This is a genomic window from Thiorhodococcus minor (assembly GCF_010820565.1).
Classification (GTDB): Bacteria; Pseudomonadota; Gammaproteobacteria; order Chromatiales; family Chromatiaceae; genus Thiorhodococcus; species Thiorhodococcus minor.
On record NZ_JAAIJQ010000087.1, the window covers coordinates 1 to 22,207 of the forward strand.

The 22,207-nt window shown below is 64.6% G+C and carries 11 protein-coding genes and 1 pseudogene; 10 read left to right on the forward strand and 2 right to left on the reverse strand.

Annotated features, from left to right (window positions below; all coding sequences use genetic code 11):
* Positions 1–240: 240 nt before the first annotated feature.
* Positions 241–1,110, reverse strand: a pseudogene (locus G3446_RS21290) (IS1595 family transposase); the annotation flags it as partial.
* A 226-nt stretch (positions 1,111–1,336) separates the two neighbouring features.
* Positions 1,337–1,438, reverse strand: coding sequence for a transposase (locus G3446_RS29260; protein ID WP_425338417.1), 102 nt, complete (start codon positions 1,436–1,438; stop codon positions 1,337–1,339).
* A gap of 810 nt (positions 1,439–2,248) precedes the next feature.
* On the opposite strand from G3446_RS29260, the gene G3446_RS21300 reads away from it, so the two are divergent.
* The 10 genes from G3446_RS21300 (at position 2,249) to G3446_RS21345 (ending at position 21,392) form a co-directional block, all read left to right on the forward strand.
* Positions 2,249–5,122 (forward strand): DEAD/DEAH box helicase, encoded by a 2,874-nt coding sequence (locus G3446_RS21300; RefSeq protein ID WP_209262554.1) that lies wholly within the window; start codon positions 2,249–2,251, stop codon positions 5,120–5,122.
* Between the two features lie 61 nt (positions 5,123–5,183).
* Positions 5,184–5,477, forward strand: a complete 294-nt coding sequence (locus G3446_RS21305; protein ID WP_164455076.1) for a type II toxin-antitoxin system Phd/YefM family antitoxin — start codon at positions 5,184–5,186, stop codon at positions 5,475–5,477.
* Positions 5,474–5,932, forward strand: coding sequence for a type II toxin-antitoxin system VapC family toxin (locus G3446_RS21310; RefSeq protein WP_342450178.1), 459 nt, complete (start codon positions 5,474–5,476; stop codon positions 5,930–5,932). The genes G3446_RS21305 and G3446_RS21310 overlap by 4 nt, the downstream gene beginning before the upstream one ends.
* Before the next feature lie 3 nt (positions 5,933–5,935).
* Positions 5,936–11,296 (forward strand): class I SAM-dependent DNA methyltransferase, encoded by a 5,361-nt coding sequence (locus G3446_RS21315; RefSeq protein WP_164455080.1) that lies wholly within the window; start codon positions 5,936–5,938, stop codon positions 11,294–11,296.
* The gene (locus G3446_RS21320) at positions 11,293–11,772 is read left to right on the forward strand and encodes a type II toxin-antitoxin system VapC family toxin (RefSeq protein ID WP_164455083.1); all 480 of its coding nucleotides are present in this window, start codon (positions 11,293–11,295) and stop codon (positions 11,770–11,772) included. Before G3446_RS21315 ends, G3446_RS21320 begins: the two co-directional genes overlap by 4 nt.
* A complete protein-coding gene (locus tag G3446_RS21325) occupies positions 11,765–12,007 on the forward strand; it encodes a hypothetical protein (protein ID WP_164455085.1) in 243 nt (80 codons plus the stop codon). The genes G3446_RS21320 and G3446_RS21325 overlap by 8 nt, the downstream gene beginning before the upstream one ends.
* A gap of 54 nt (positions 12,008–12,061) precedes the next feature.
* Positions 12,062–12,511, forward strand: a complete 450-nt coding sequence (locus G3446_RS21330; RefSeq protein ID WP_245232663.1) for a nucleotidyltransferase family protein — start codon at positions 12,062–12,064, stop codon at positions 12,509–12,511.
* On the forward strand, positions 12,498–12,833 hold the full coding sequence (locus tag G3446_RS21335) for a HepT-like ribonuclease domain-containing protein (RefSeq protein ID WP_164455087.1): 336 nt from the start codon (positions 12,498–12,500) through the stop codon (positions 12,831–12,833). Before G3446_RS21330 ends, G3446_RS21335 begins: the two co-directional genes overlap by 14 nt.
* A gap of 31 nt (positions 12,834–12,864) precedes the next feature.
* On the forward strand, positions 12,865–19,362 hold the full coding sequence (locus tag G3446_RS21340) for a DEAD/DEAH box helicase (protein ID WP_164455089.1): 6,498 nt from the start codon (positions 12,865–12,867) through the stop codon (positions 19,360–19,362).
* Positions 19,359–21,392: a UvrD-helicase domain-containing protein gene (locus G3446_RS21345; RefSeq protein WP_164455091.1), complete on the forward strand. Its 2,034-nt coding sequence runs from the start codon at positions 19,359–19,361 to the stop codon at positions 21,390–21,392. The genes G3446_RS21340 and G3446_RS21345 overlap by 4 nt, the downstream gene beginning before the upstream one ends.
* Positions 21,393–22,207: the final 815 nt, after the last annotated feature.

The following is a 22,207-nucleotide window of genomic DNA, read 5'->3' on the forward strand; positions in this document are numbered from 1 at the left end:
TCTTCGGTGTTGAGACTGATAGCGTTGCAACGCTTCATCGGCATGCTCCTACAAGGTTCCTGTGAAGACGCATTATTGTAACATAATCATAGCTTTAGGCGCTAAGTCCATGGCATTGGGCTCTCATCCCCCCAGGCGTTTGCGGAGCATCATGGGCTTCCCGAGTGCCATGAGTCGTTGGTACGGCAATTTTGAGAAAGGGGGTAGTCGGTTAGCGCCTCCACTCCCTACATGTTGTGGTCACCACTGATAGCCATGCGTCACCGCGGCTTCAGTGATGGATGCGGTAACAACCGCTTGCTCCAGGAGGCGGCGAAAGACGAGTCCGCGGCTCAGCGAGGTGCGCCGGTTGAAGCGGAAGGTGAGCTCCTCCAGGTACCCTTGGAGGTGCTAAGAAGTCACCGCGCCTTGGTGCGTGCCGAGGATCCAGCGCTTCAATAGGCCCGCCACCCGATGGACGCCTGGCATGGATACGTGTGCAGGATCGGAGGAGGACGACAGAACCGTCCTGCGATGCGTCAATCCGCGCTTCTGTAAATCCTTGTACCCGCTCCAGCCGTCTGTGTGCACCACGGAGCCAGCAGCAACGACATCGCTCACGAAAGGTACGAGATTCTCGCCCGAGGCGTCCGCAATGTGGCGCATCCGCAACCTTCCGAACCCCTTGGGATCGAGAACCTCTACGGCAATAACGACGACCATTTTGGCGGTCCCGCGTCCACGCTTGCCTCCGCGCTCGGCGCCGCCGACGAGGGTTTCGTCGACCTCAACGACGCTCACCAAGCGTTCCCGCTCGGAACGGACCATGGCCACCCTGAACCGCTGCAGCATGGTCCATGCCACGCGATACCTGACCCCAAGCGTTCGTTCCAAGGTCTTCGCCGACATGCCGTTCTTAGCCGTCGTGACATGCCACGCCGCTTCGAACCATGTCGTCAGCGGAGTCCGCGTTTTGTCGAGGATGGTGCCAGAGGTCACCGTCGTGTGGCAGCGGCACGAACGACACAGCAATCGCCCCCGGCTATGGCGCCACGGCTCCGCTGCGACTCCACCGCTGCCGGCCAGGGAAGCGCAAAGCGCGAGGTCGGTAGTCCCGGGTAGGCGTGTGCGCGTGCGTATTGCCGTAATGACGAAGGACGTGAGTCCTTCGTCGTGAAGGCAATATGCAAAGCGCAGTCACACACGCCGTAGAGTCATTCGTCGTAGGGTCGTGCGCAGCCCGAGTGCGCCAACGGCGCTACTCGAGGCGGAGCAGCGACCCGGAGCGGGACGGCCCGGGCTGAGAAGGTTGTCGCCCTGCGCGAGTCCCGTCGGCGAGGGATCGACCCGACGGGTATCACGAGCGCAGACGCGACACTCCGGATGCCCGGCAGGTGAAACCGGTGGGCCATCTCAGGCTCTCCAAGTATCTGGCGCAGGCAAGGTCGTCCGGGAACATCTCGACGAGCTCGCGGTAACTCTGCGGGTAATCACGCCCCGCTACCAAGGGTGGCAAGGTCGGGTATGCTGGTTGGCCAGTATGATTCACCCCTACATCTTGCGACAGGAGGCGCTAACCGACTACCCCCTTTAGTATTTTTGTTTCAAATCGTCTCGGTCTGGTGCATTGCGTAGCTCCAACCGCCGATGGTGTGCTCCGCTAATGCCTGATCGCTCAGGGGCGCCGATCATCGATTGGCCCAGCCTCCCGCTGGGTGGACAAGCGCAGCGCAGTCCACCAACGCCGGCGCGGGATTCGGTGGATTTCGCTCTCGCTCGTCCACCGGGCCAACTGACGATCAAGGCCCGCTCAGGTATTCGATGGCCGCGCTCATTGGAGCGCGGCTGCGTTCCCGGCTAGCGATCTTGTATAACCCGATGCCCTGCGCGGTGGGCCTTGAGAAACGGTGCTTGGCCTTACTCTTGTCGTGATGGCTCAACACTGCCGGCCGGACCTTGGGCGGCAAACACAGGAACGGGGGTGGGCAACGACAGGTCACAGCCGTGGCCGTTGTGCGCACCAAGCGGTGATGAGGGCTCCAGGTGGGCCTGGACTCTGGCAGAGACTTGGGTGATTTCCTGAAATGATCCTACCCGGACAGCGCCTCCAGTAGGATGGGCAAAGCCCCTGGCACGCCGGCGCGCATGGGGAAGACGTTTGTGGGGCGTGCCCAGCCAGGTCGCTCAGGCGCCTGGACGATGGGCAGGCTGCGCTTTGCCCATCCTACGGGGAATCTGTTTCCCGGAAATCACCTTGAAAGGATCTGGAATGGACATGCAAAGCGGACTCGCGCCCGGAGCACGAGTCACCATCCGCGACGAAGACTGGGTTATTCGTCGTATCGATCTGAGCGACGACGGTGGCCATGCCTTGACCTGCGATGGCCTGTCCGAGCTGGTACGTGGCACATCGGCCATCTTCCTCGACCGACTCGAGGACGACCTGCAGGTCCACGACCCCGCCCAGACCGAGCTGTTCCAGGACACCAGCGACTACTTCACCGACAGCCTGCTGTATCTGGAGAGCCAGCGTCTGCGCACGGTCGCCAACGACCAGCAGATCCACCGCGCCCATCAGGCGGTCATGAAGGTCGCGGAATACCAACGGGTGCCGGCGGAGAAAGGGCTCAAGCAGGTCCGCACCCGTATCCTCATCGCCGACGGCGTCGGACTGGGGAAGACGCTGGAGGCGGCCATGCTGGCGACCGAGCTGGACATCCGCGGACGCGGGCGGCGCATCCTGGTGGTCACCCAGAAGAGCATGCTGACTCAGTTCCAGAAGGAGTGGTGGTCGCGCTTCACCATCCCCCTGGTACGCCTGGATTCCGCCGGCATCCAGCGCATCCGCAACAACATCCCATCCGGGCACAACCCCTTCAACGTCTACGACAAGACCATCATCTCGATGGACACCCTGAAGGGGAGAAACGAGTACCGCGACTATCTCGACAAGTCCCGCTGGGACATCATCGTCATCGACGAGTGTCACAACGTCGCCTTGCGCAAGGGCGACTCGGGCTCCTCGCTGCGGGCGCGCCTGGCCAAGAACCTCGCCACCAAGTCCGACACCCTGATCCTGCTCTCCGCCACGCCGCACGACGGCTCGGCCAACAGCTTCGCCTCCCTGATCTGGCTGCTCGACCCCACCGCCATCTCCGATCCGGACGACTACACGCGCGCCGATCTCGACCGCAAAGACCTCTTCGTGCGCCGGTTCAAGAAGGACATCAAGGGCCAGGCCCAAGGGCAGTTCCCCGAGCCCGAGACCCGTCGGCTCTCCACCCAGGCCACGCCCGAGGAGGAAGCGGCCTTCCAGGCGGCACTGGAGATCCCCTTCACGCAGAAGGGCGAGCGCGCCCAGGGCAGGCAGGGGGAGCTGCAGCGCGTCGGGCTGCAGAAGGCCCTGTTCTCGAGCCCGGCCGCGGCGGCCAGCTATGCCCGCAATCGCATCGACAAGCTGCGCCGGCACGCCACGCCATCCGCGGCCGAGAATGCCGAGATCCAGGCCTTCGAGGATTTTCTGCAGCGGCTGGAGGCCATCACCCCGGAGCGCTTCAGCAAGTATCAGCGGCTGCTCGCCGCACTGCGCGACCCCGAGACCCAGTGGACCGGCCAGGACAGCACCGACCGGCTGGTCGTCTTCTCCGAGCGCATCGAGACCCTGAAGTGGCTCCTGTCCAGGCTTCCCGGCGACCTGCGTCTCAAGCCAGACGCCTTCACCATCCTGGACGGCGGCCTGTCCGACATCGACCAGCAGGAGATCGTCGAGCGCTTCGGCCAGGAGCACGACCCCTTGCGGGTGCTGCTGTGCTCCGATGTCGCCTCCGAAGGGCTGAACCTGCACTACTTCTGTCATCGCCTGGTGCACTTCGACCTGCCCTGGTCGCCCATGGTTTTCCAGCAGCGCAACGGCCGGGTGGACCGCTTCGGTCAGGAGCGCACCCCGCGCATCGACTACCTCCTCACCGAATCGCAGATCGAGACCGTCAAGGGCGACCTGCGCGTCATCGAGGTCCTGGTGAGCAAGGACGAGCAGATCAGCCGCAACATCGGTGATCCGGCGTCCATCCTGTGCAAGCACAGCATCGAGGACGAGGAGCGCGTGGTGGCCGAGGCGCTCGCCAGCCGCATGAGCGCCGAGCAGTTCGAGCGCGAGTGCATCGAGGAGGCCACGGCGGACGACGACGAGGACGACTGGGAGGCGGCCCTCTTCGGCGCGGTCGACGAGGCCCCGCCGGCCCCAGTGGCACCAGAGCCCCACCGCTTCTTCCCGGACGTCTACGCCTTCGCCAAGCAGGCCATCGGCCGGATCCCCGAGGCGGAGGGCTACCGCCTCGACGAGCAGGCCCGCATGCTGCGGCTCACCCCGCCTGCCGATCTCAAGCGGCGACTGCGCCGTCAGCTCCCCGCCGAGGTCCTGCGCGAGACCGACGAGTATGTGCTCTCCGCCCACATCGGCCTGGTCGAGGAGTCGATTCAGCGCGCCCGCGAGCAGGACCGGCAAGGCGCGACCTGGCCCGACATCCAGTACCTCTGGCCGCAGCACCCGATCTGCCAATGGCTGATCGACCGCGTGATCGGCAACGTCGGCCGGCGGCGCGCCCCGGTCATCATCAGCACCAAGCTCCCGCCCGGCGAGTGCGCCTTTCTGATGCTCGGCCTGATCCCCAACCGCAAGGGTCAGCCCTTGATCGCCGAGTGGAAAGCCGTGGTTCGTCGCGGTCAGGCGGATCAGGTGATCGAGGACTTCGACAGCTTCTGCGCCCGCGCGGGCATCGCCGAGCGCGGACTGCCCAATGCCAAGCGCCCTCTGGACCTGGCCCAGCTCCAGCAGGCCCTAGGCGATGCCGTCGCGACCATGCAGCGATTCGTGGAAGATCAGGTCGCGTCATTCAGCGCCGCGCGCGCCGAGGAGGTCGCGCGGAAGCTCGTCGAGCTGGATGAGCTGCGCGGCGCCCAGGAGCGGCAGTTGGAGCTGCGCCTCGAGCATCTGCTCGACACCGTCAAGGAGAGCCGCCGGGCACGCCGCCTGAAGGACATCGAGGACGTCTTCACCGAGTACGGTCAGTGGGTGAAGGACAGTCTCGAGGTCGAGCCCGTACCCTTCGTGCAGGTGCTCGCCGGCGTCACGGCTGCGCGCTGAATCATGACAAGCGCCGGCGTCATGCCTAATATGACCATGAATATGGCCAGGAGTTTTGTGCATGACTGAAACCTCGATCGCCGACGCCAAGACCCAGCTCACACGTCTCATTCACCAGGCGGAGCGGGGCGAAGCCGTCCACATCACCCGCCGCGGCAAACCGGTGGCGGTGCTGCTCTCGGAAGCGGAGTATGCCCGTCTGCGCTTGAGTCAGGGAGCGATGCAGCCCGATTTTTGGGATCTCATCACGGAGATGCGGGCCGATCCGGCATTCGAGCCCGTGGACTGGTCCAAGGACGAGATCGACGCCTGGCGCGATCATCGCTCGGTGCGGGATTTCGAGTGGCCCGAGTGAGATACCTGCTGGACACCAACATCCTCTCCGAGCCGGTCGTTGTACGACCGCATCCTGGCGTGATGCAACGCATCGAGGCCAACCGCGGATCCCTGGCCATTGCATCGGTGACCTGGCAGGAGGTCCTCTACGGAATGCTCCTCTTGCCCAGTGGGCGGCGTCGGGAGCAGATCGAAGACTATCTATTGCGCCGGGTTCGCCCCTCGCTGCCCATCCTCGGCTTTGAGGAGCGTGCCGCGCGCTGGCAGGCGGAACAGCGTGCTCGCCTGCGCCAAGTCGGCAGGCCACCGTCCTATCCGGATTCCCAGATCGCGGCCATTGCCGCCGTCAACGATCTGATACTGGTGACGCGCAATCTCGATGATTTCGCGGGATTCGTTGGGCTACGGATCGAGAATTGGTTTGAAGCGCCCTTACGAGGCCCGGACGAGCCTGAGCCTGGAGAGCCCAACTGAGCGATGGACACCACGGAAAAATTCGACGTCTTCCCAGGCATCGTCAACGAGAACGAGCTCTACAGCCACCACTTCTTCGCCCACGTCTTTCAGTCGCGCATCAAGGACTGGCTGCAACAGCGTGCGCAGGAATCCGAGCGCGAGGAGCCGCTCGCCAAGCGTCTGGCGCGGCTCGCCGCGCCCTTCTTCCAGCGGCACGCCCGTTATCCCTGGGACGAGGACTTCACCGCCCAACTGGGCTGGCACCTGGCGCTGCACCAGGATCTGCTGCGCGCGCTGGGCTTCAGCCTCCAACCGCAGGAGCTGGATTGCCTCGGCGACCAGCCGCTGCCGATCTGGGCCCAATTGGGAAAGACGGCCGGGCTGCCGGATGTCATCGTCCTCCCCGCCTTCAACCCTGAGCAGAAGGCCAAGGGCGAGGACCAGACCACCGACCCGCTCGAGACCACACTCAGCCCCCGGCACTTCCGGATCGAGGAGATCCCGGGCGCCTACCTGGGCAGGGACAAAAAGACCCCGCGCCCCCTGGCCGAGCTGCTCTCCGATGCCCTCTTCGCCGCCGACCATCCGCCGCGCTTCGTCCTGGTGGTGGGCGAGCTGGAATGGGTCTTGATCGACCGCTTCAAGTGGCCGGCCAACCGCTTCCTGCGCTTCGACCTCAGTGAGATCCTGGGCAAGAAGCCGCCCGCCACGCTCAACGCCTGCGTCGCCCTGCTGCACCGCGAGGCCCTCTGCCCGGACGGGGGGCCAGGAAGCACTGAAGGCTGTCTGCTCGACACCCTGGACGCCGAGTCCCACAAGCACGACGCTGGGGTCAGCGAGGATCTCAAGTACGCCCTGCGCGACGCCATCGAGCGGCTCGGCAACGCGGCGGCCAGCCAGCTCCGGGCCCAGGCCGTGGCGGGAAAGAAAGGCTTCTTCAGTGGCAAGGACCAGCTCGACGCCGGCGACCTCAGCACCGAATGCGTGCGCCTGGTCTACCGCCTGATCTTCCTCTTCTACATCGAGGCCCGCCCCGAGCTGGGCTATGTGCCCATCAACAAGAGCGACGTCTACACCCGCGGCTACAGCCTGGAGCACCTGCGCGATCTCACCCTCACCGACCTGCACACCACGGAGGCACAGAACGGCCACTACTTCGATAAGACGCTCAGGAAGCTCTTCGGCCTCATCGCCCAGGGCAACACCAACGTCCAACAGACGCTGATGGGCTCGGCCACGGTCAACGCCTTCGAGCTGGCCCCGCTCGACAGCCGGCTGTTCGACCCCGCGAGCACGCCCCTGCTCAACAAGGTGCGGTTCCCCAACCACGTCTGGCAGGCCGTGCTGCGCGGGCTCTCCTTCGCCAAGGACCCCAAGACCCGCCGCACCCGCCGGGTGAGCTACCAGGCGCTCTCCATCAACCAGCTCGGCGCGGTCTACGAGTCGCTGCTGTCCTATCGCGGCTTCTTCGCCGCCGATGACCTTTACGAGGTGATGCCGGAGGCCAAGCCGACGCGGGCCTCGAACGCGGACGACGATGATGAGAACGATGAGAGCGATGGCGACGACAGCTACGGCGGCTCCACCGACCTGCTCGCCAACGGCTGGTTCGTCACCGAGGACCAGATCGGCGACTACAAGAACGGCGAGAAGGTCACCTTCATCAACGCCGAGGGCCGCAGACAGCTGCGGGTCTACCCCAAGGGTACCTTCATCTACCGTCTGGCCGGACGCGACCGTCAGAAGAGCGCGAGCTACTACACCCCGCAGTCGCTGACCCAGTGTCTGGTGAAGTACGCCCTCAAGGAGCTGCTCGCCGACAAGACCGCCGACGAGATCCTGAGCCTGCGCGTGCTGGAGCCAGCCATGGGCAGCGCCGCCTTCTTGAACGAGGCCGTCAACCAGCTCGCCCAAGCCTATCTGGAGCGCAAGCAGCAGGAGCTGAAGCGCCGCATCCCGCACGACCAATTCGCCCAGGAGCTGCAGAAGGTGCGCATGCGCCTGGCCGACGGCAACGTCTTCGGTGTCGACCTCAATCCCATCGCCACCGAGCTGGCCGAGGTCAGTCTCTGGCTCAATGCCATCTATGGCGAGACCGACGCGACCGGCCGCCCCAAGCCGGCGCGGGTGCCCTGGTTCGGCTACCAGCTCTTCAACGGCAACTCGCTGGTCGGCGCCCGGCCCCAGGTGTTTCGCGTCAGCCAGCTCAGCGCACCGAAGAGGATCAAGCAGGGCGGCAAGTCCGTCCCCAACCCCGAGTGCTGGCTCAACGCCACACCCCGCCGCGTCACGTCGACCGAGCCGCGCCGGGATGACGAGATCTATCACTTCCTGCTGCCCGACGAGGGGATGTGCGACTACGCCAACAAGGCGGTCAAGGCGTACTTCGGCGATGAGCTGGATCAGGTCAAGACCTGGAAGAAGGGCTTGTTGAGATCCTTCTCGGACATCGAAATCAAGCGCCTGAAGCAGCTCAGCGAACGGGTCGACGCCCTCTGGCGGGAGCACGCCGAACAACTGGCCAAGGACCGCGCCCGTACCGAGGACACACTCCCGGTCTGGCCGGACACCGGCGAGGGCACCGTCACCAGCCGGGCCAGCAAGGAGGCCACCCGCAAGGCCGGGATGCTGAGCGAGGACGGGGACATCGCCACCCCGTACCGATGCCTCAAGCTGGTGATGGACACCTGGTGCGCGCTCTGGTTCTGGCCCTTGGACAAGGCCCAGAGCCTGCCGAGCCGCACCCAGTGGATCACCGAGGTCGGCGCCATCCTCGACGGCAATGTCATGGAGATCGACGAGCAGGTGGAGCTGGATCTGGCGCCCGAGCCGGCCAAGGTGGAAATGTTCGTCCTGGCGCCCGAGATCCAGGCGTCCCTGTTCGACGACGCACCGGGCCAGCTACCGCTGGCGGCGCCCACCGAGGACAAGACCCTGCACGATCGCTACGGCGAACTGCGGATCAAGCGGCTGCGCGAGCACTTTCCGCGCGTCACCCAGGTCGAGGCCCTGGCGACCCGCTATCGCTTTTTCCATTGGGAGCTGAGCTTCGCGGACATCTTCCTCGCGGCTGGCGGCTTTGACCTGATCGTGGGGAATCCGCCCTGGATCAAGGTCGAGTGGGAGGAGAAGGGCATCCTGGGCGAGGCCGATCCCAAGATCGCGATCCGAAAGATGAGTGCCTCGGATCTGGCTCGGCGTCGGGCGGCGTTGTTCGAGGAATGGCCGGAGATGCGCGGGGCCTGGCTGGATGAATTCTGTGAGCAGGCGGGGATGCAGGGGTTTTTGAATGCGGGGCAGAATTACCCGCTTCTGGAGGGGCAGAAAGCGAATCTATACAAGTGCTTTCTGCCGCAGGCGTGGATGCTCGGTAGCGAAAGCGGAATCTCAGCTTTCGTTCATCCAGAAGGCGTTTATGACGATCCCAAAGGCGGGGCTTTCCGTGAAGCCATTTACCCACGCCTCAAGCTGCATTACCAATATCAGAACGAATTCGCGCTTTTCGTCGGAACAAACGACCACGGACGTATGCGATTCGGCACGCATATCTATCAAAACCAGCCCTCCGGATCGCCCTGTTTCCTTACCATCAACAACCTCTTTATCCCTCGCACTGTCGACGCCTGCTTCGAGCACGACGGCAAAGGCCCCGTGCCCGGCATCAAGGATGAAAGCGAGGGCGGACGCTCAAGCTGGAACACACGAGGCCACCACGACCGTCTGATTCCGGTTCGCATGCATGAGCTGGCCTTGTTCGCCCGACTCTATGACGAGGCCGGAACCCCGCCGCTGCAAGCCCGCCTGCCCGCGCTGCACGCTCGTCCACTGATCGCTGTGCTCGAAAAATTTGCTGCCCAGCCGCGCCGTCTGAGCGATCTCAAGAGCGAGTATTACTCCACGCAGCATTGGAACGAGGTTATAAGCCAACAAGACGGCACCATCCGCCGCGAGACTGGCTTCCCTGCCGATGCCGGTCAATGGGTGCTCTCTGGTCCTCACTTCTTCGTCGGCACCCCCTTCTACAAGACCCCTCGCCGCGTCTGCACCCAGAACAGCCACTATGACGTGCTCGACCTGCTCAGCCTCCCCGACGATTACCTACCGCGAACCAACTATGTGCCGGATTGCTCGCCAGCAGCGTATGCCGAGCGAACGCCGAGGGTGCCTTGGGCAGAGATCCTCGAGCCACCGGCCGAAACCACCGGCTCCACGGACACCTCCAACCCATCTGGCTCCCACGCTCCAGCGTTGGAGCAAGCCCCGACGCGGAAGCCGAGCGAATCGGAGACGGGCCGCTGGAGCGGCCAAGACGGCATTCCCACGCGGAGCGTGGGAACGAGCGAGCGGGTAACTGACTTCTACCGTCTCGCCGCACGGCGCGGCGCGCATCCCGGTGATGAGCGATCCGTACGCATCGTCGTTCTTCCACCCGATGTCGCTCATATCGACGGCGTCTTCTCGATCACCTTCCGCGAGACAGGCGTGATGCTCGACGCGGCCTCGTCCTGGGTCTCGCTGCCCTGCGACTTCTTCGCGCGCACTTCGGGCAAGAAGGACTTTCGCGAGGCAACGGCAAGAATGCTGCCAATCATCGAGTCAGACACGCGACGAAACGTACGCTTCCTGGCGCTGATTGCACTCACTTCTCACTACGCCGACCTCTGGCAATCGAATTACCGCCCTAACTTCCGCAAACAACGCTGGTCCATCGACCCAACCGACACAACCAATCCTTTGTGTCCTTCGCGCCTTTGCGGTGAAAAAGACTTCTTCCAACGCCTCACCCCCACCTGGCAACGCCACTGCGCCCTGCGCACCGACTACGCCCGTCGCCAAGCCCTGGTCGAGATCGACGTCCTGGTCTCCCAAGCGCTCGGCCTGACCCTCGACGAGCTGCTGACCCTCTACCGCGTCCAGTTCCCGGTGATGCGCCAGTACGAGGCCGACACTTGGTACGACCAGACCGGGCGCATCGTCTTCACCCCGAGCAAGGGGCTGGTCGGCGTCGGCCTGCCGCGCAAGGCGCGGAAGCAAGACCTCAAGGCTGGCATCGCCTACGGCATCCACCTCTCGGGCGATTGTAGGATGGGCAAAGCAACGCGTGCCCATCTGGACGACGATGATGATGGGCACGCTGCGCTTTGCCCATCCTACGGGTCCATCCAAGAGGCAAAGGGCATCGCCCTGGGCTGGGAGGATGTGCGCGACCTGCCCGCCGGCTGCACCATCAGCAAAACCTTCCCCGACGACACCCTGCCCGGCGGCCCCGTCCAGCGCACCATCGAATACCAGGCGCCCTTCGTCCGCCCCGACCGCGAGGAGGACTACCGGGTCGCCTGGGCCTTCTTCGAGCAGCACCAAGGCGAGGGTGCCCCGATATGAAATCCCGCGTCTACATCGAAACCTCGGTGATCAGCTATCTGGCCGCGCGCCCGAGTCGGGACTTGATCGGCATGGCCCGTCAGCAGGTGACCCAAGCCTGGTGGGACATTCGCTCAAAGCACGACCTTTGCGTCTCTGAGGTGGTCACTCGCGAATGCGCCTCCGGAGACCCAGAGGCTGCGGCAAGACGGATCGCCATCATCGAAGATCTGCCCCTATTGCGGGTGACCGCGAATGCTGTCGAGATCGCCAAGGCGTTGGTTTCACGCGAGATCATCCCACAAAAAGCGGCCGAGGATGCGCTGCACATCGCGATTGCGACCGTCCATGCCGTGGATTTTCTCCTGACATGGAACTGCAAACATATTGCAAACCCTGAGATTCAAAGGCAGATCGCATTCTACTTGGAGGGGATCGACCTGTTCCTACCCTTCATCTGTACACCCGACGAGCTACTTGGAGCCGACGATGAATGACGAGATTCTCGATGAGGTCCGTGCGATCCGCGAAGCGCACGCCAAGGCATTCGATTTCGATCTCGACGCCATTTACGCGGACATCCAACAGCGCGAGATAGAGCATCAGGCGCGGGGAGCGCGTTTCATTGATCCGCCCACAACGTCGCCCCAGATGCGTTCTCGGTACCAAGGCATTCGGTTCGGTCGTCGACCAAGCCAAGAGTCACGGGTTGATCAGAAGTATTCGGGATAAGTTCATCATGTGGACTGACCCTATCGTTGAAGAGCGAGACCTTGGAATCGAGTGATGCATATCGACCCCATGACCCAAGAGGCCTTGAGAGCGTTTCAGGCGATCCTGCACGCCAAGTACGGTGCTCACCCGAGCGCCCTCTACCTCTTCGGCTCACGCGCACGCGGCAACCAGATGAGGACCTCAATCATGAACCGAGACCGATCATCCTTGACGATCGATCAGCCGACGTTGGAGCGCGTCTGTCGCACACACCGGATTCGTCGACTGTCACTGTTCGGATCGCAGCTCAAGGGCACGGCTAACCCGGACAGCGACGTCGACCTGCTCGTCGAGTTCGATCCTGGCGCCCACCCCACCCTACTGGACCTAGCTCAGATCGAAATCGAGCTGTCGCAGGCGCTTGGTGGAAAGAAGGTCGATGTACGCACGCCCGAAGATCTAAGCCGGTTCTTCCGCGACGACGTGCTGAACATGGCCGAGGTGCAGTATGTCGCCGAATGATCTCTGGCGGATCGAGCACATGATCGAAGCCGCGGAGCAGGCGCTGGCGTTCGTAAAGGGGCGCGAGCGCGCCGATCTCGATTCGGATGCGATGCTCTGTCTCGCCTTGACGCGCGCCGTGGAGATCGTCGGCGAAGCCGCCGCGCAGGTCACCGACGCCGGGCGCGCTGAGCTGGCGGACGTCCCCTGGGCGCAGATCGTCGGCATGCGCAACCGGTTGGTCCATGCCTATTTCGACATCGACCGTACGATCCTCTGGGATACGGTTCGACTGGCTTTGCCGCCGTTGATTGCGCAGCTCAAGGCCGCGGTGCTGCGCTGATTTCATCGTAAGAATGCATGGAGGCGCCTAAATGCTGCCCTCGCTGGTCGTCGATGAGGTCCGCCACGGTGTCGCCGAGACACTGCGGGTCCAGTTCGAGCCATCGACCGAGCTGTTCAAGGACGCCGTCCGCCGTCTGATCGAGGACCCGAGCTGGATCAAGGGGCCCTATGTGCAGCTCGGCCTGCCCTTCGTCGCGGACGACAGCGGGAAACGCTTCTTCCAGGACTTCGCGACCGAGCACCCGGCCTTCCTGCATCAGGCGCAGGCGTGGCGGCGCTGCGGGATCGAGGGACGCTCCACCCTGGTGGCGACCGGTACCGGCTCGGGCAAGACCGAGTGCTTCCTCTATCCGATCCTGGCCCATGTCGCCCAGGCGCGGAAGCAGGACACGCCGGGCATCAAGGCCATCATCATCTACCCGATGAATGCCCTGGCCGACGACCAGGCCACGCGCATCGCCGAGCTGGTGCATGGCACGCCGGCCTTCGCCGGCATTCGCGCCGGGCTCTTCGTCGGCTCGGGCATCACCAAGTACAAGCCCGGCAAGGCGGGCAAGGCCCCTGCGCAGGATCCGGCGGTGATGGGGCCGGACCACGTCATCGCCGACAAGGACGTGCTCCGCGACAACCCGCCGGACATCCTGCTCACCAACTACAAGATGCTGGATTTCCTGTTGATCCGGCCCAGGGATCAGGCGCTGTGGCGCTTCAACAAGCCCGGGACCCTGCGCTATCTGGTGGTCGACGAGCTGCACACCTTCGACGGCGCCCAGGGCACGGACCTGGCGATGCTGATCCGCCGCCTGCGTCATCGGCTGAAGTGCGATGCCCAAGGCGACAGGGGGCGCCTGATCTGCGTCGGCACCTCGGCGACGCTGGGCGATGCCAGCGATGCCCGCCCGCTGCGCGACTATGCGGGCCAGGTGTTCGCGACGGATTTCGACGCGGACGCGGTCATCGTCGAGCGGCGTCAGGGCTTCGATGCCTTCATCGGCGACAAGGTGATCGAGCATCTGATCGCCGCCGACGACGCGGTGCTGGAGGCCATCCGACCAAGGTCGTTCGAGCGGTCACAGGAGGCCGTCTCCCGCTTTCTGCCGGCCTTCTTCAGCGATCCCGAGACCCTGGCGGTGCTTCAGGCGGGACTCGACACACCCTTGGGACGGATCCGCCTCGGCGAGGAGCTGAAGAGGCACCTGCTGTTCCAATCCCTGCTGCGCACGGCGACCCAGGCGCCGGTGACGGTCGATGAGATCGTCGACAAGCTCCAGCGCACCCTGAGCGCGCGGCTGGTGCCGGAGGCGAGGAGCCTGATCTCGGCGCTGCTGACCCTGGTGGCCTGGGCGCGGGCGCCCCACGCCGAGCAGCAGGTCGATGCGAGCACGCCGGTCGAGCGGCTGAGCGCCCTGGTGAGTCTGCGCGTGCAGCTCTGGCTGCAGGAGCTGCGCCGGGTGCTGGCAACCGTCAGCCGCCATCCGGCCGAGATCGTGCTGTGCTCCGAGGCGGCGGTGCTCAGCCAGCGCGAGCGCCTGCGCCTGCCGCTGATCCAGTGCCGCCACTGCCATGCCACCGGCTGGCTGACGCTGAAGCAACCGCAGGACAGCCGGGTGGTGAGTAGCCTGGACCGGATCTACGGCAGCTTCTTCGCCCGTCACCAAGACACCTTTCTGGCCCGCATCTATCCGCGAACGCCGGATGACGCCCCCGCTCCACAGGGGCCGTTCCCGTTGCTCAGCCTGACGCTCTGCGGCCAATGCGGCCACCTGGGGCATGAGCGGCTCAGCCAATGTCCGCACTGCCAGAGCGACGATGTCGTCCCGGTCCAGGTGGCCAATGCGAACCGGACGGTGCGCGTGCGGGCCGATGCCGAATCCGGACGCGAGGCGCGCGAGGTCACTGTGCATGACGATCGCTGCCCGGTGTGCGGCGAGCGCGGCGGACAGCTCATCATCGGCGCCCAGACCACCAGCATTGCCGCGCACGCGGTGGAGCGCCTGTGGTCGGCACGGCTCAACGATCACAAGAAGCTGATCCTCTTCTCGGATTCCGTACAGGACGCCGCGCATCGCGCCGGGTACATCGAGTCCAAGACCGAGGGCATGCTGATCCGCGCGGGCCTGGCCAAGGTCCTGGCAACGCTGCCGGAGGCGATGCCTTGGGATCGCGCCCTGGAGGCGGTTGGGCGCGGCTATCTGGACCCGAGCAGTCCGCTTGTGATGCCGCCGCGGGATTTCGTGGCGCGCTTCATCCCGCCGAGCATGGAGTGGCTGCGCGATTGGCGGGCGCTGCGTGAGACCGGTGCGCTACCCGCCGGCTCGCGGCTGCCCGAGATGCTCTGCCAGCGCATGCAGTGGCGCGCCGTCGAGGAGCTGACGCATCGCTCCGATCGGGGGCGGACTCTGGCCCGCGTCGGGATCGCCGCGCTCTTCCCGGACCTGGCCGATCTCCAGTCGCTCTCCCAGACCCTGACGGCCGAGCTCCACGAGGCCGGCGGGGGACTGGAGGCGCTGAGCGAGGCGCAGGTGCTGCAGTGGGGCCTGGGCACGGTGCTGGCCCTGATCCGTGCCGGCGCCGTTTTCCACATGGAGCTGGAGCGCTATGCCGAGAGCGGGGATTTTCGCGGCTTCGAATTCGCACCGCAGCGCAAGCACTGGATCCCGCATCGCGGTCATTCGGGGGCGCCACGCTTCGTCACGCGGGATTCAGGCCGCCATGGCTTTCTTCACCTGGAAGAGCGCGATGGCAATCCGCTGCTCGGCTGGGCCAAGCTCGCCCTCGGCCTGAGTCTGTACTCGCCAGGCATCGTCACCCTGGCCTATGAGGCGCTGCTCGAGGCCCTGGAGCAGGCGGGACTGGGGCGCTTCGTGCCGTTGGAGCACAAGGGAACGCGCGCCCGCGTCTTCGGTCTGCAACCGAGCCCCTTGCGCCTGTACCAGGATCTGCGCCGGCTGGTGACGCCATCCGGCGCTCAGTCGCTCTGGGTGCCCGCCGAGGCCGTCGAGTCATTGATCGGGCTACCGGCTTGGAACAGTCCCGGCGAGACCTTCCGGGCCGACCCGGCACCAGGGCCGAGCTGGTGGCACGCCCGTCTGCAAGGCGGCGACGTCACCCGGGTCATCGCCCATGAGCACACCGGGCTGCTGGAGCGCGACGAGCGGGTCGCCTTGCAGGATCGCTTCATGGCCCCGGAGGATGCTTGGGAGCCCTGGTACGAGAACCTGCTCTCGGCCACGCCGACCCTGGAGATGGGCATCGATATCGGCACCCTATCCAGCGTCATGCTCGGCGGGGTGCCACCGAGCCAGGCCAATTTCATCCAGCGCATCGGCCGCGCCGGACGGCGCGATGGCAACGCGGCGGGATTCACCATCGCCGACGCCTCGCCCGACGGACACGACCAGTATTACTTCGCCAAGCCGCTCGAGATGCTGCACGGCGACGTGGAGGCGCCCGCCGTCTATCTGAACGCCGCGGAGGTGCTGCGCCGTCAGCTCTATGCCTTTTTCTTCGACAACTGGGTTGCCGAGGAGCGCCCCGAGCTGCCGGACAAGCTGAGCGACCCGCTCGATCAGGTGGCCATGGGAGACGGCGACGTCACGCGCTTTCCCTTCAACTATCTGGATTTCGTCAACCGTCACGAGCCGGCTCTGTTCGACGCCTTCTGCCGGATGCTGGAAGACGCGCTGCGCCCGGAGACGAAGGCCAAGCTCGAGGCATTCATCACCGGTACCGAGCAGCACAAGAACCTGCGCGCGCGCTTCCTGGCCTTCTTCGAGGAGACCCATGCCGAGCGCGAGTCCTGGAAGAAGCGCCGCAAAGCCATCAATGCCGAGCTGGGGCGGCTGCGCAAGCGTCCGGAGGACGAGCAGACCCTGGCCGAGATCGACTTGCTGGAAAAGGAGCGCGCGGGCCTGGGCCACCGCATCCAGCAGCTGAACAACGAGTATCTGCTGGAGGCCCTGACCAACGCCGGCCTGTTGCCGAACTACGCCTTCCCCGAGGAGGGGGTCGCGCTGACCACCATCATCCATGGCAGTCGATCTGGCGGCGAGGAGTATGCGGTGCCGGTACACCGCTACAGCCGACCCGCCCATGCGGCCCTGGCCGAGTTCGCGCCGCGCAACACCTTCTTCGCGCACAAGAGCAAGGTCGAGATCGACCAGATCGACATGAGCGTGGAGCCACCGGCCGAGCACCGCTTCTGCGCGGGCTGCCACTTCCTGGCGCCGCTCACCGCGCCGGAAGCCAAGCTGGACGCCTGCCCCAGGTGCGGAGACAGCCACTGGGTCGACGGCAGTCAGGTCCGTCCGGTGCTGCGTCTGAAGCGGGCCGTGGCCAACATTCGGCGCGCGGACAAGACCCGCATCACCGAGACCGACGAGGCGCGCAATCCCAAGTTCTATGCCCGCCGACTGCTGATGAACTTCGAGCCAGAGGACGTGCGCAACGCCTGGACGCTGGAGTCCAGCCAGGCCATCTACGGCTTCGAATTCATCGCCAAGGCCGACTTCCATGATCTCAATCTGGGACAGCCGCTCCCGGTGGACAGCGCCGAGTACGCGACATTGATCGCGGGCGACGACAGCCCCAAGGCGGGGTTCTCGCTGTGTAAACGTTGCGGCATGGTTCAGCCCAATGGGCGGCGGGGGCGTGAGGAGACGCACACGCCGGTGCATACCCCTGACTGTCCGGATCGCCACACCAAGGGGACGGAGCATCTGGTGGAGCGACTCTTTCTCTATCGCCAGTTCGAGTCCGAGTGTCTGCGCATCATGGTGCCCAAGGGGTTCGGCTCGGGCGAGCGCACCACCTATTCCTTCATGTCGGCGCTGCAGCTCGGGCTGCGCAAACGCTTCGGCGGCAAGGTCGATCACTTGCGCTTCGAGACCATGTCCGAGGCCGGCGCGGGCGATGGCGCCGGGAAGACCTATATTCTGATCTACGACTCGGTGCCCGGCGGTACCGGTTATCTGCAGCAGCTTCTAGCCGGCGACGCAGATACCTTGAGCGAGGTACTGGCCGCAGCGCATACCGTGATCCGCGATTGCGCCTGTCAGGTCAAGCCCGAGCAGGATGGCTGTTATCAGTGCGTGTTTCATTATCGGCAGGGGCGCAATCGCCGGCACATCTCCCGTGCGGCCGCGCTGGAGATGCTCGACGAGCTCGTCCAGGGCGATTTCCAGCGCAAAGAGGTCAAGTGCCTGTCCGAGCTGGAGATCAATTCGAGCTTTGGCTCCGAGCTGGAGCGGCGATTCCTGCCTGGGCTCAAGGCGCTGAGTGGGCAGTTGGATACGGACAACGCGCGACTCCCTGTCGTGCGGGTCACGCAGGACATCAAGGGGGGCAGAACCGCCTATCTGCTGACGGTTGGACCGAGCAAGTACTGGGTCGATACCCAGGTGCCGATCGAAGATCCGGCCTCGGGGCACGTCCTCTGCCAGCCCGATTTCGTGATCTCGAAGACCTTGACGGCGAGCCCGATGCGTCCGATCGCAGTCTTCGTCGACGGTTGGGAGTACCACCAGAAGTGCATGCCGGACGACGCCCGTAAGCGTACCGCGCTGATGCTGCGCGGCGACTATCGCGTCTGGTCAGTGACCTTCGAGGACATCGAGGCGGCGCACAGGCTCAAGGGCGGGACGGATTTGGAGAGCCCGTTGAGCGTGCTCATGACGCCGTCGGGCCAGCAGATGCTGGCGGATCCGCTTCCGCACCTCGATCACAGCGATCTGATGTCGAATGCCATGGCGCTCTTGCTGCATTTGCTCGGACAGCCCCTGTCCGTCGATGACGATCCGTTGGAGCGCTTGAAGACGACGGGCGCGCATCTGCTGATGCGCAGTGTATTGCGGCCCAATGAGGTGACCGAGGCGATCAAGGCGTCCAGCGCGGCGGTAACGAGCGCGCTCCCGGAGTGGCTCAGGCTCGATGCGCAGACAGTGCACCTGCACAGCCCAGGAAAAGGTGCCGTTCAATGGATCGGTCGGGCGGAGCCCAAGTTCCTTACTGCGAAAAGCACCTCACGCTATCCGTTCGCGGGGGCCTTGGTTTTGGATGACGTGGAGATCGCTGCGGATCTCAAGCTCGGGCGCGCTCAGTGGCGCCAATGGCTGCGTCTGGTCAACCTTCTGCAGGGGGTGCCGGGCGTCGCGCTCCTGACGCGATCCATGCTCGACACGGGCGAGACCCTCGCGGTCCTCGAGCCACAGGCGGAGACACCGAGCGGGGAAAGCGCGGATTGGGCGTTGGTCCTCGAGGCCGGGGAATTCCTCGAGCGTCTCGCACAGGGATTCGCCTATCTGGCACAGGCCGGGGTGCCCGCCCCGGACGGCATCGGCGTCGAGTATGAAGAAGGCGATGACTATCGCCTGGCCGAAGCGCTCTGGGAGAAGGCTCGACTCGTCCTCCTGACCACTGCGCAAGAAGACTGCGCCGAGAGCTGGACGGGCGCCGGGTATCGCGTGATCAGCGAGGCCGAGAACTGGTGGCTCGCCGTCGAGGCCGCACTCAAGGAACAGACACCATGAAAGACGACGTCAAGATTATCGTCAGCAACGATGTGATCAAGCGCATGACGGCACTTCCGGCGGCGGTGCAGACCAAGGGACTCGAGCTCATGCTCAAGTTCCAGACCGACCCGCGCAGCCCGGGGATCAACTACGAGACCATTCAGGGCGCGAGGGACAAGAACTTCCGCTCGGTGCGGATCGATCAGGGCTATCGCGGCATCATCTTCCGGGCGCCCAAGGACAATGTTTTCGTCTGGCTGCACGTCGACAAGCACGACGATGCCTATGCCTGGGCCGCCAAGCGCAAGATGAGCGTCAATCCGGTCAACGGTGCGCTGACGCTGACCAACATCAGCTTCGTCGAGGAAACCGTCCAGCGGGAGGCCGCCCCTGCGCCCACTCAGCCGGAGCCCAGCTTCGCCGCGCTGTCGGACCGGGACCTGATGGCCTTGGGTGTCCCGGAGGAGATGCTGCCGGCGGTCAGGACTATCCGCTCCGAGGGCGACCTGGACGCCATGCGCGACGAGCTGCCGGTCGAGGCCTACGAGGGGCTCTTCCTGGTGCTCGCGGGCGATTCGGTCAGCAGCATCCTGGCGGCGCGCGAGACGCGTGTCGACCGGGAGATCGATACCGAGGATTTCGCAAGCGCTGCCGAGCGCGACGAGAGCCGCTCCCGGTTCTACGTGGTTGAGGGCGAGAACGATCTCCAGGCGATCCTCTCCGCACCGCTGGAGCAATGGCGGGTGTTTCTGCACCCCACCCAGCGGCGGCTGACCACGCGCAGTCTGAACGGCACCAGTCGCATCCTCGGCGGGGCGGGGACTGGCAAGACGGTGCTGGCCATGCATCGGGCCAAGCACTTGGCCTCGCGGCTGGTCGATACGGACAAGAAGCTGCTATTCACGACCTTCACGACCAACCTGGCACTGGATATCGAGGACGGTCTGAAGTCGATCTGCTCGCCGGAGCAGATGGCGCGGATCGATGTCATCAATCTGGACGCCCTGGTGTTCCGCTTGCTCAAGGCGCGGCGCTATGAGCACGAGATCGCCTTCGACTACGAGGCGAAATGCGCGCCGGTGTGGGAGTCCGCCATGGTCGATTTCGATCCCGCGCTGGGCGTCTCGCGCGACTTCGTGCGGGAGGAATTCGAGCAGGTGGTGCTGGCCCAGGGGCTGGCGTCTCGCGATGACTACCGGGAGGCGCCCCGCCGTGGCCGGGGCGCCGTGCTCTCGCGCAAAAAGCGCGACGCCCTTTGGGAGATCTTCGAGAACTATCGTCTGCAGTTGAGCGCCACGGGCTTGAAAGAGCCGGACGACGCCTATCGGGATGCCTGCGCCCTGTTGGCGAGCGAAGGGCATCCGCCCTATGTGCATGCTGTCGTCGACGAGACCCAGGACTTCGGTCCCCAGGCATTGCGCCTGATCCGCGCCCTGGTGCCGCCGGGGCCCAACGATCTCATGTTCGTCGGCGATGGCCATCAGCGGATCTACGCCAAGAACAAGGCCAGCATGGGCAGCTGTGGTATCGATATCCGTGGCCGCTCGCGGAAGCTCTATCTCAACTATCGCACCACAGAGGAGATCCGCCGCGAGGCCGTGTCGCTCCTGGAGGGCATCGAAGTCGATGACCTCGATGGCGGCAGCGACGAGATCGCCCGCTACAAGTCGCTCATGCACGGCCCCAAGCCGGGGCGGATCCAGGGCGCGTCGATGGAAGCCATCCGCGATGGCATCCGCGACTTCATCGCTCAGTGTCTAGAGGAGAATCGCGACACCAAGGTCGGCCTCATGGCGCCGACCGCCAAGCTGCGCGACCAGCTCGCCCAGCAGATTCGTGAGGCGGGCTACAAGGTGGCGACCGTCAACCATCGCGAGCGCCTCAGCCGCAAAGACGCCCAGATCTTCGCCATGACCCTGCACCGCGCCAAGGGCCTGGAGCTCGACGCCGTGGCGGTCGTCGTCAATCGCGACTTGGACGAGAACCTGCGCAAGCTGGTCTACGTCGGCATGACCCGCGCCAAGCGGGCGGCACGGTTCTACTGCTGATGCCTACGGTTTTGTGGCGGCTGTCTCTTGCGGGATCGGGCGATTTTCGGAGCTTTTGAGGGGCTGGCAGAACGGGCACAGCGGCTGCACCGCATTGGCACCTGTGCTTCAGGTTATTTCTCAGTAGCAAAGACCGATTCGCCGACGGATCTCCTTGCCTGTTGGCGCAGCCCCTGCGTTAGACCTGGTCCGCGCCGACGTAACGCGCCGTCCAGTCGTCATTTGACGCTTTGGGTGCAGCGGTCGGTACCGATTCGTGCAGGAGAAAGTCGCCCGAATCGAATGGATCCTGTGACAAGCCGTAGGCAACCGCAAACCGATGAAACTGCTTGTCGGCAATGTTCTCAGAGCGGAATCGGTCGGGAATCGGTAATGGGCGGATATCGAGCCCCCCCATGACCATTGCTGACGAGGTCCTTTGCTACCTTCTTGACGCGCGTGGTGTAGGCCGACTCCGAAGATCCGCCGCCGGCGAGCAATGTCACGACAGGCTGCTTCCAGTCGTGGAGTGACCGACCGTAGGTTTGGCGGATTTCAAGCAGAATGTCCCACAGTGCACTGCCAACTTCGTCCTGAAATGGTCGATCCAGGATCGCAATCCGTCCCTTTCGAAGATTGAGCTTCCTTTCGAGCTCCGCTTTCGTCGCTGCAGGCTTGTATTCATTGAAGAGATGCGGGGCATTGTCTGCGGATAGCGCCCCAAGCGTTTGCAGCGCGTTGCGGCGATGCGCGGCTAGATAGTGCCTGGCCGAAAAGTCTGTTTCATCTTACGGGACAATGGCTTAAAATATGACCCCATGGTCGAAGTTTCGGCG

What these genes read in the sequence shown, in the direction of transcription:
- G3446_RS29260 (WP_425338417.1), bottom strand. Translation starts at nt 1,438, where the DNA reads ATGTTCCCGGACGACCTTGCCTGCGCCAGATACTTGGAGAGCCTGAGA.
- G3446_RS21300 (WP_209262554.1), top strand. Translation starts at nt 2,249, where the DNA reads ATGGACATGCAAAGCGGACTCGCGCCCGGAGCACGAGTCACCATCCGC.
- G3446_RS21305 (WP_164455076.1), top strand. Translation starts at nt 5,184, where the DNA reads ATGACTGAAACCTCGATCGCCGACGCCAAGACCCAGCTCACACGTCTC.
- G3446_RS21315 (WP_164455080.1), top strand. Translation starts at nt 5,936, where the DNA reads ATGGACACCACGGAAAAATTCGACGTCTTCCCAGGCATCGTCAACGAG.
- G3446_RS21320 (WP_164455083.1), top strand. Translation starts at nt 11,293, where the DNA reads ATGAAATCCCGCGTCTACATCGAAACCTCGGTGATCAGCTATCTGGCC.
- G3446_RS21325 (WP_164455085.1), top strand. Translation starts at nt 11,765, where the DNA reads ATGAATGACGAGATTCTCGATGAGGTCCGTGCGATCCGCGAAGCGCAC.
- G3446_RS21330 (WP_245232663.1), top strand. Translation starts at nt 12,062, where the DNA reads ATGCATATCGACCCCATGACCCAAGAGGCCTTGAGAGCGTTTCAGGCG.
- G3446_RS21335 (WP_164455087.1), top strand. Translation starts at nt 12,498, where the DNA reads ATGTCGCCGAATGATCTCTGGCGGATCGAGCACATGATCGAAGCCGCG.
- G3446_RS21340 (WP_164455089.1), top strand. Translation starts at nt 12,865, where the DNA reads ATGCTGCCCTCGCTGGTCGTCGATGAGGTCCGCCACGGTGTCGCCGAG.
- G3446_RS21345 (WP_164455091.1), top strand. Translation starts at nt 19,359, where the DNA reads ATGAAAGACGACGTCAAGATTATCGTCAGCAACGATGTGATCAAGCGC.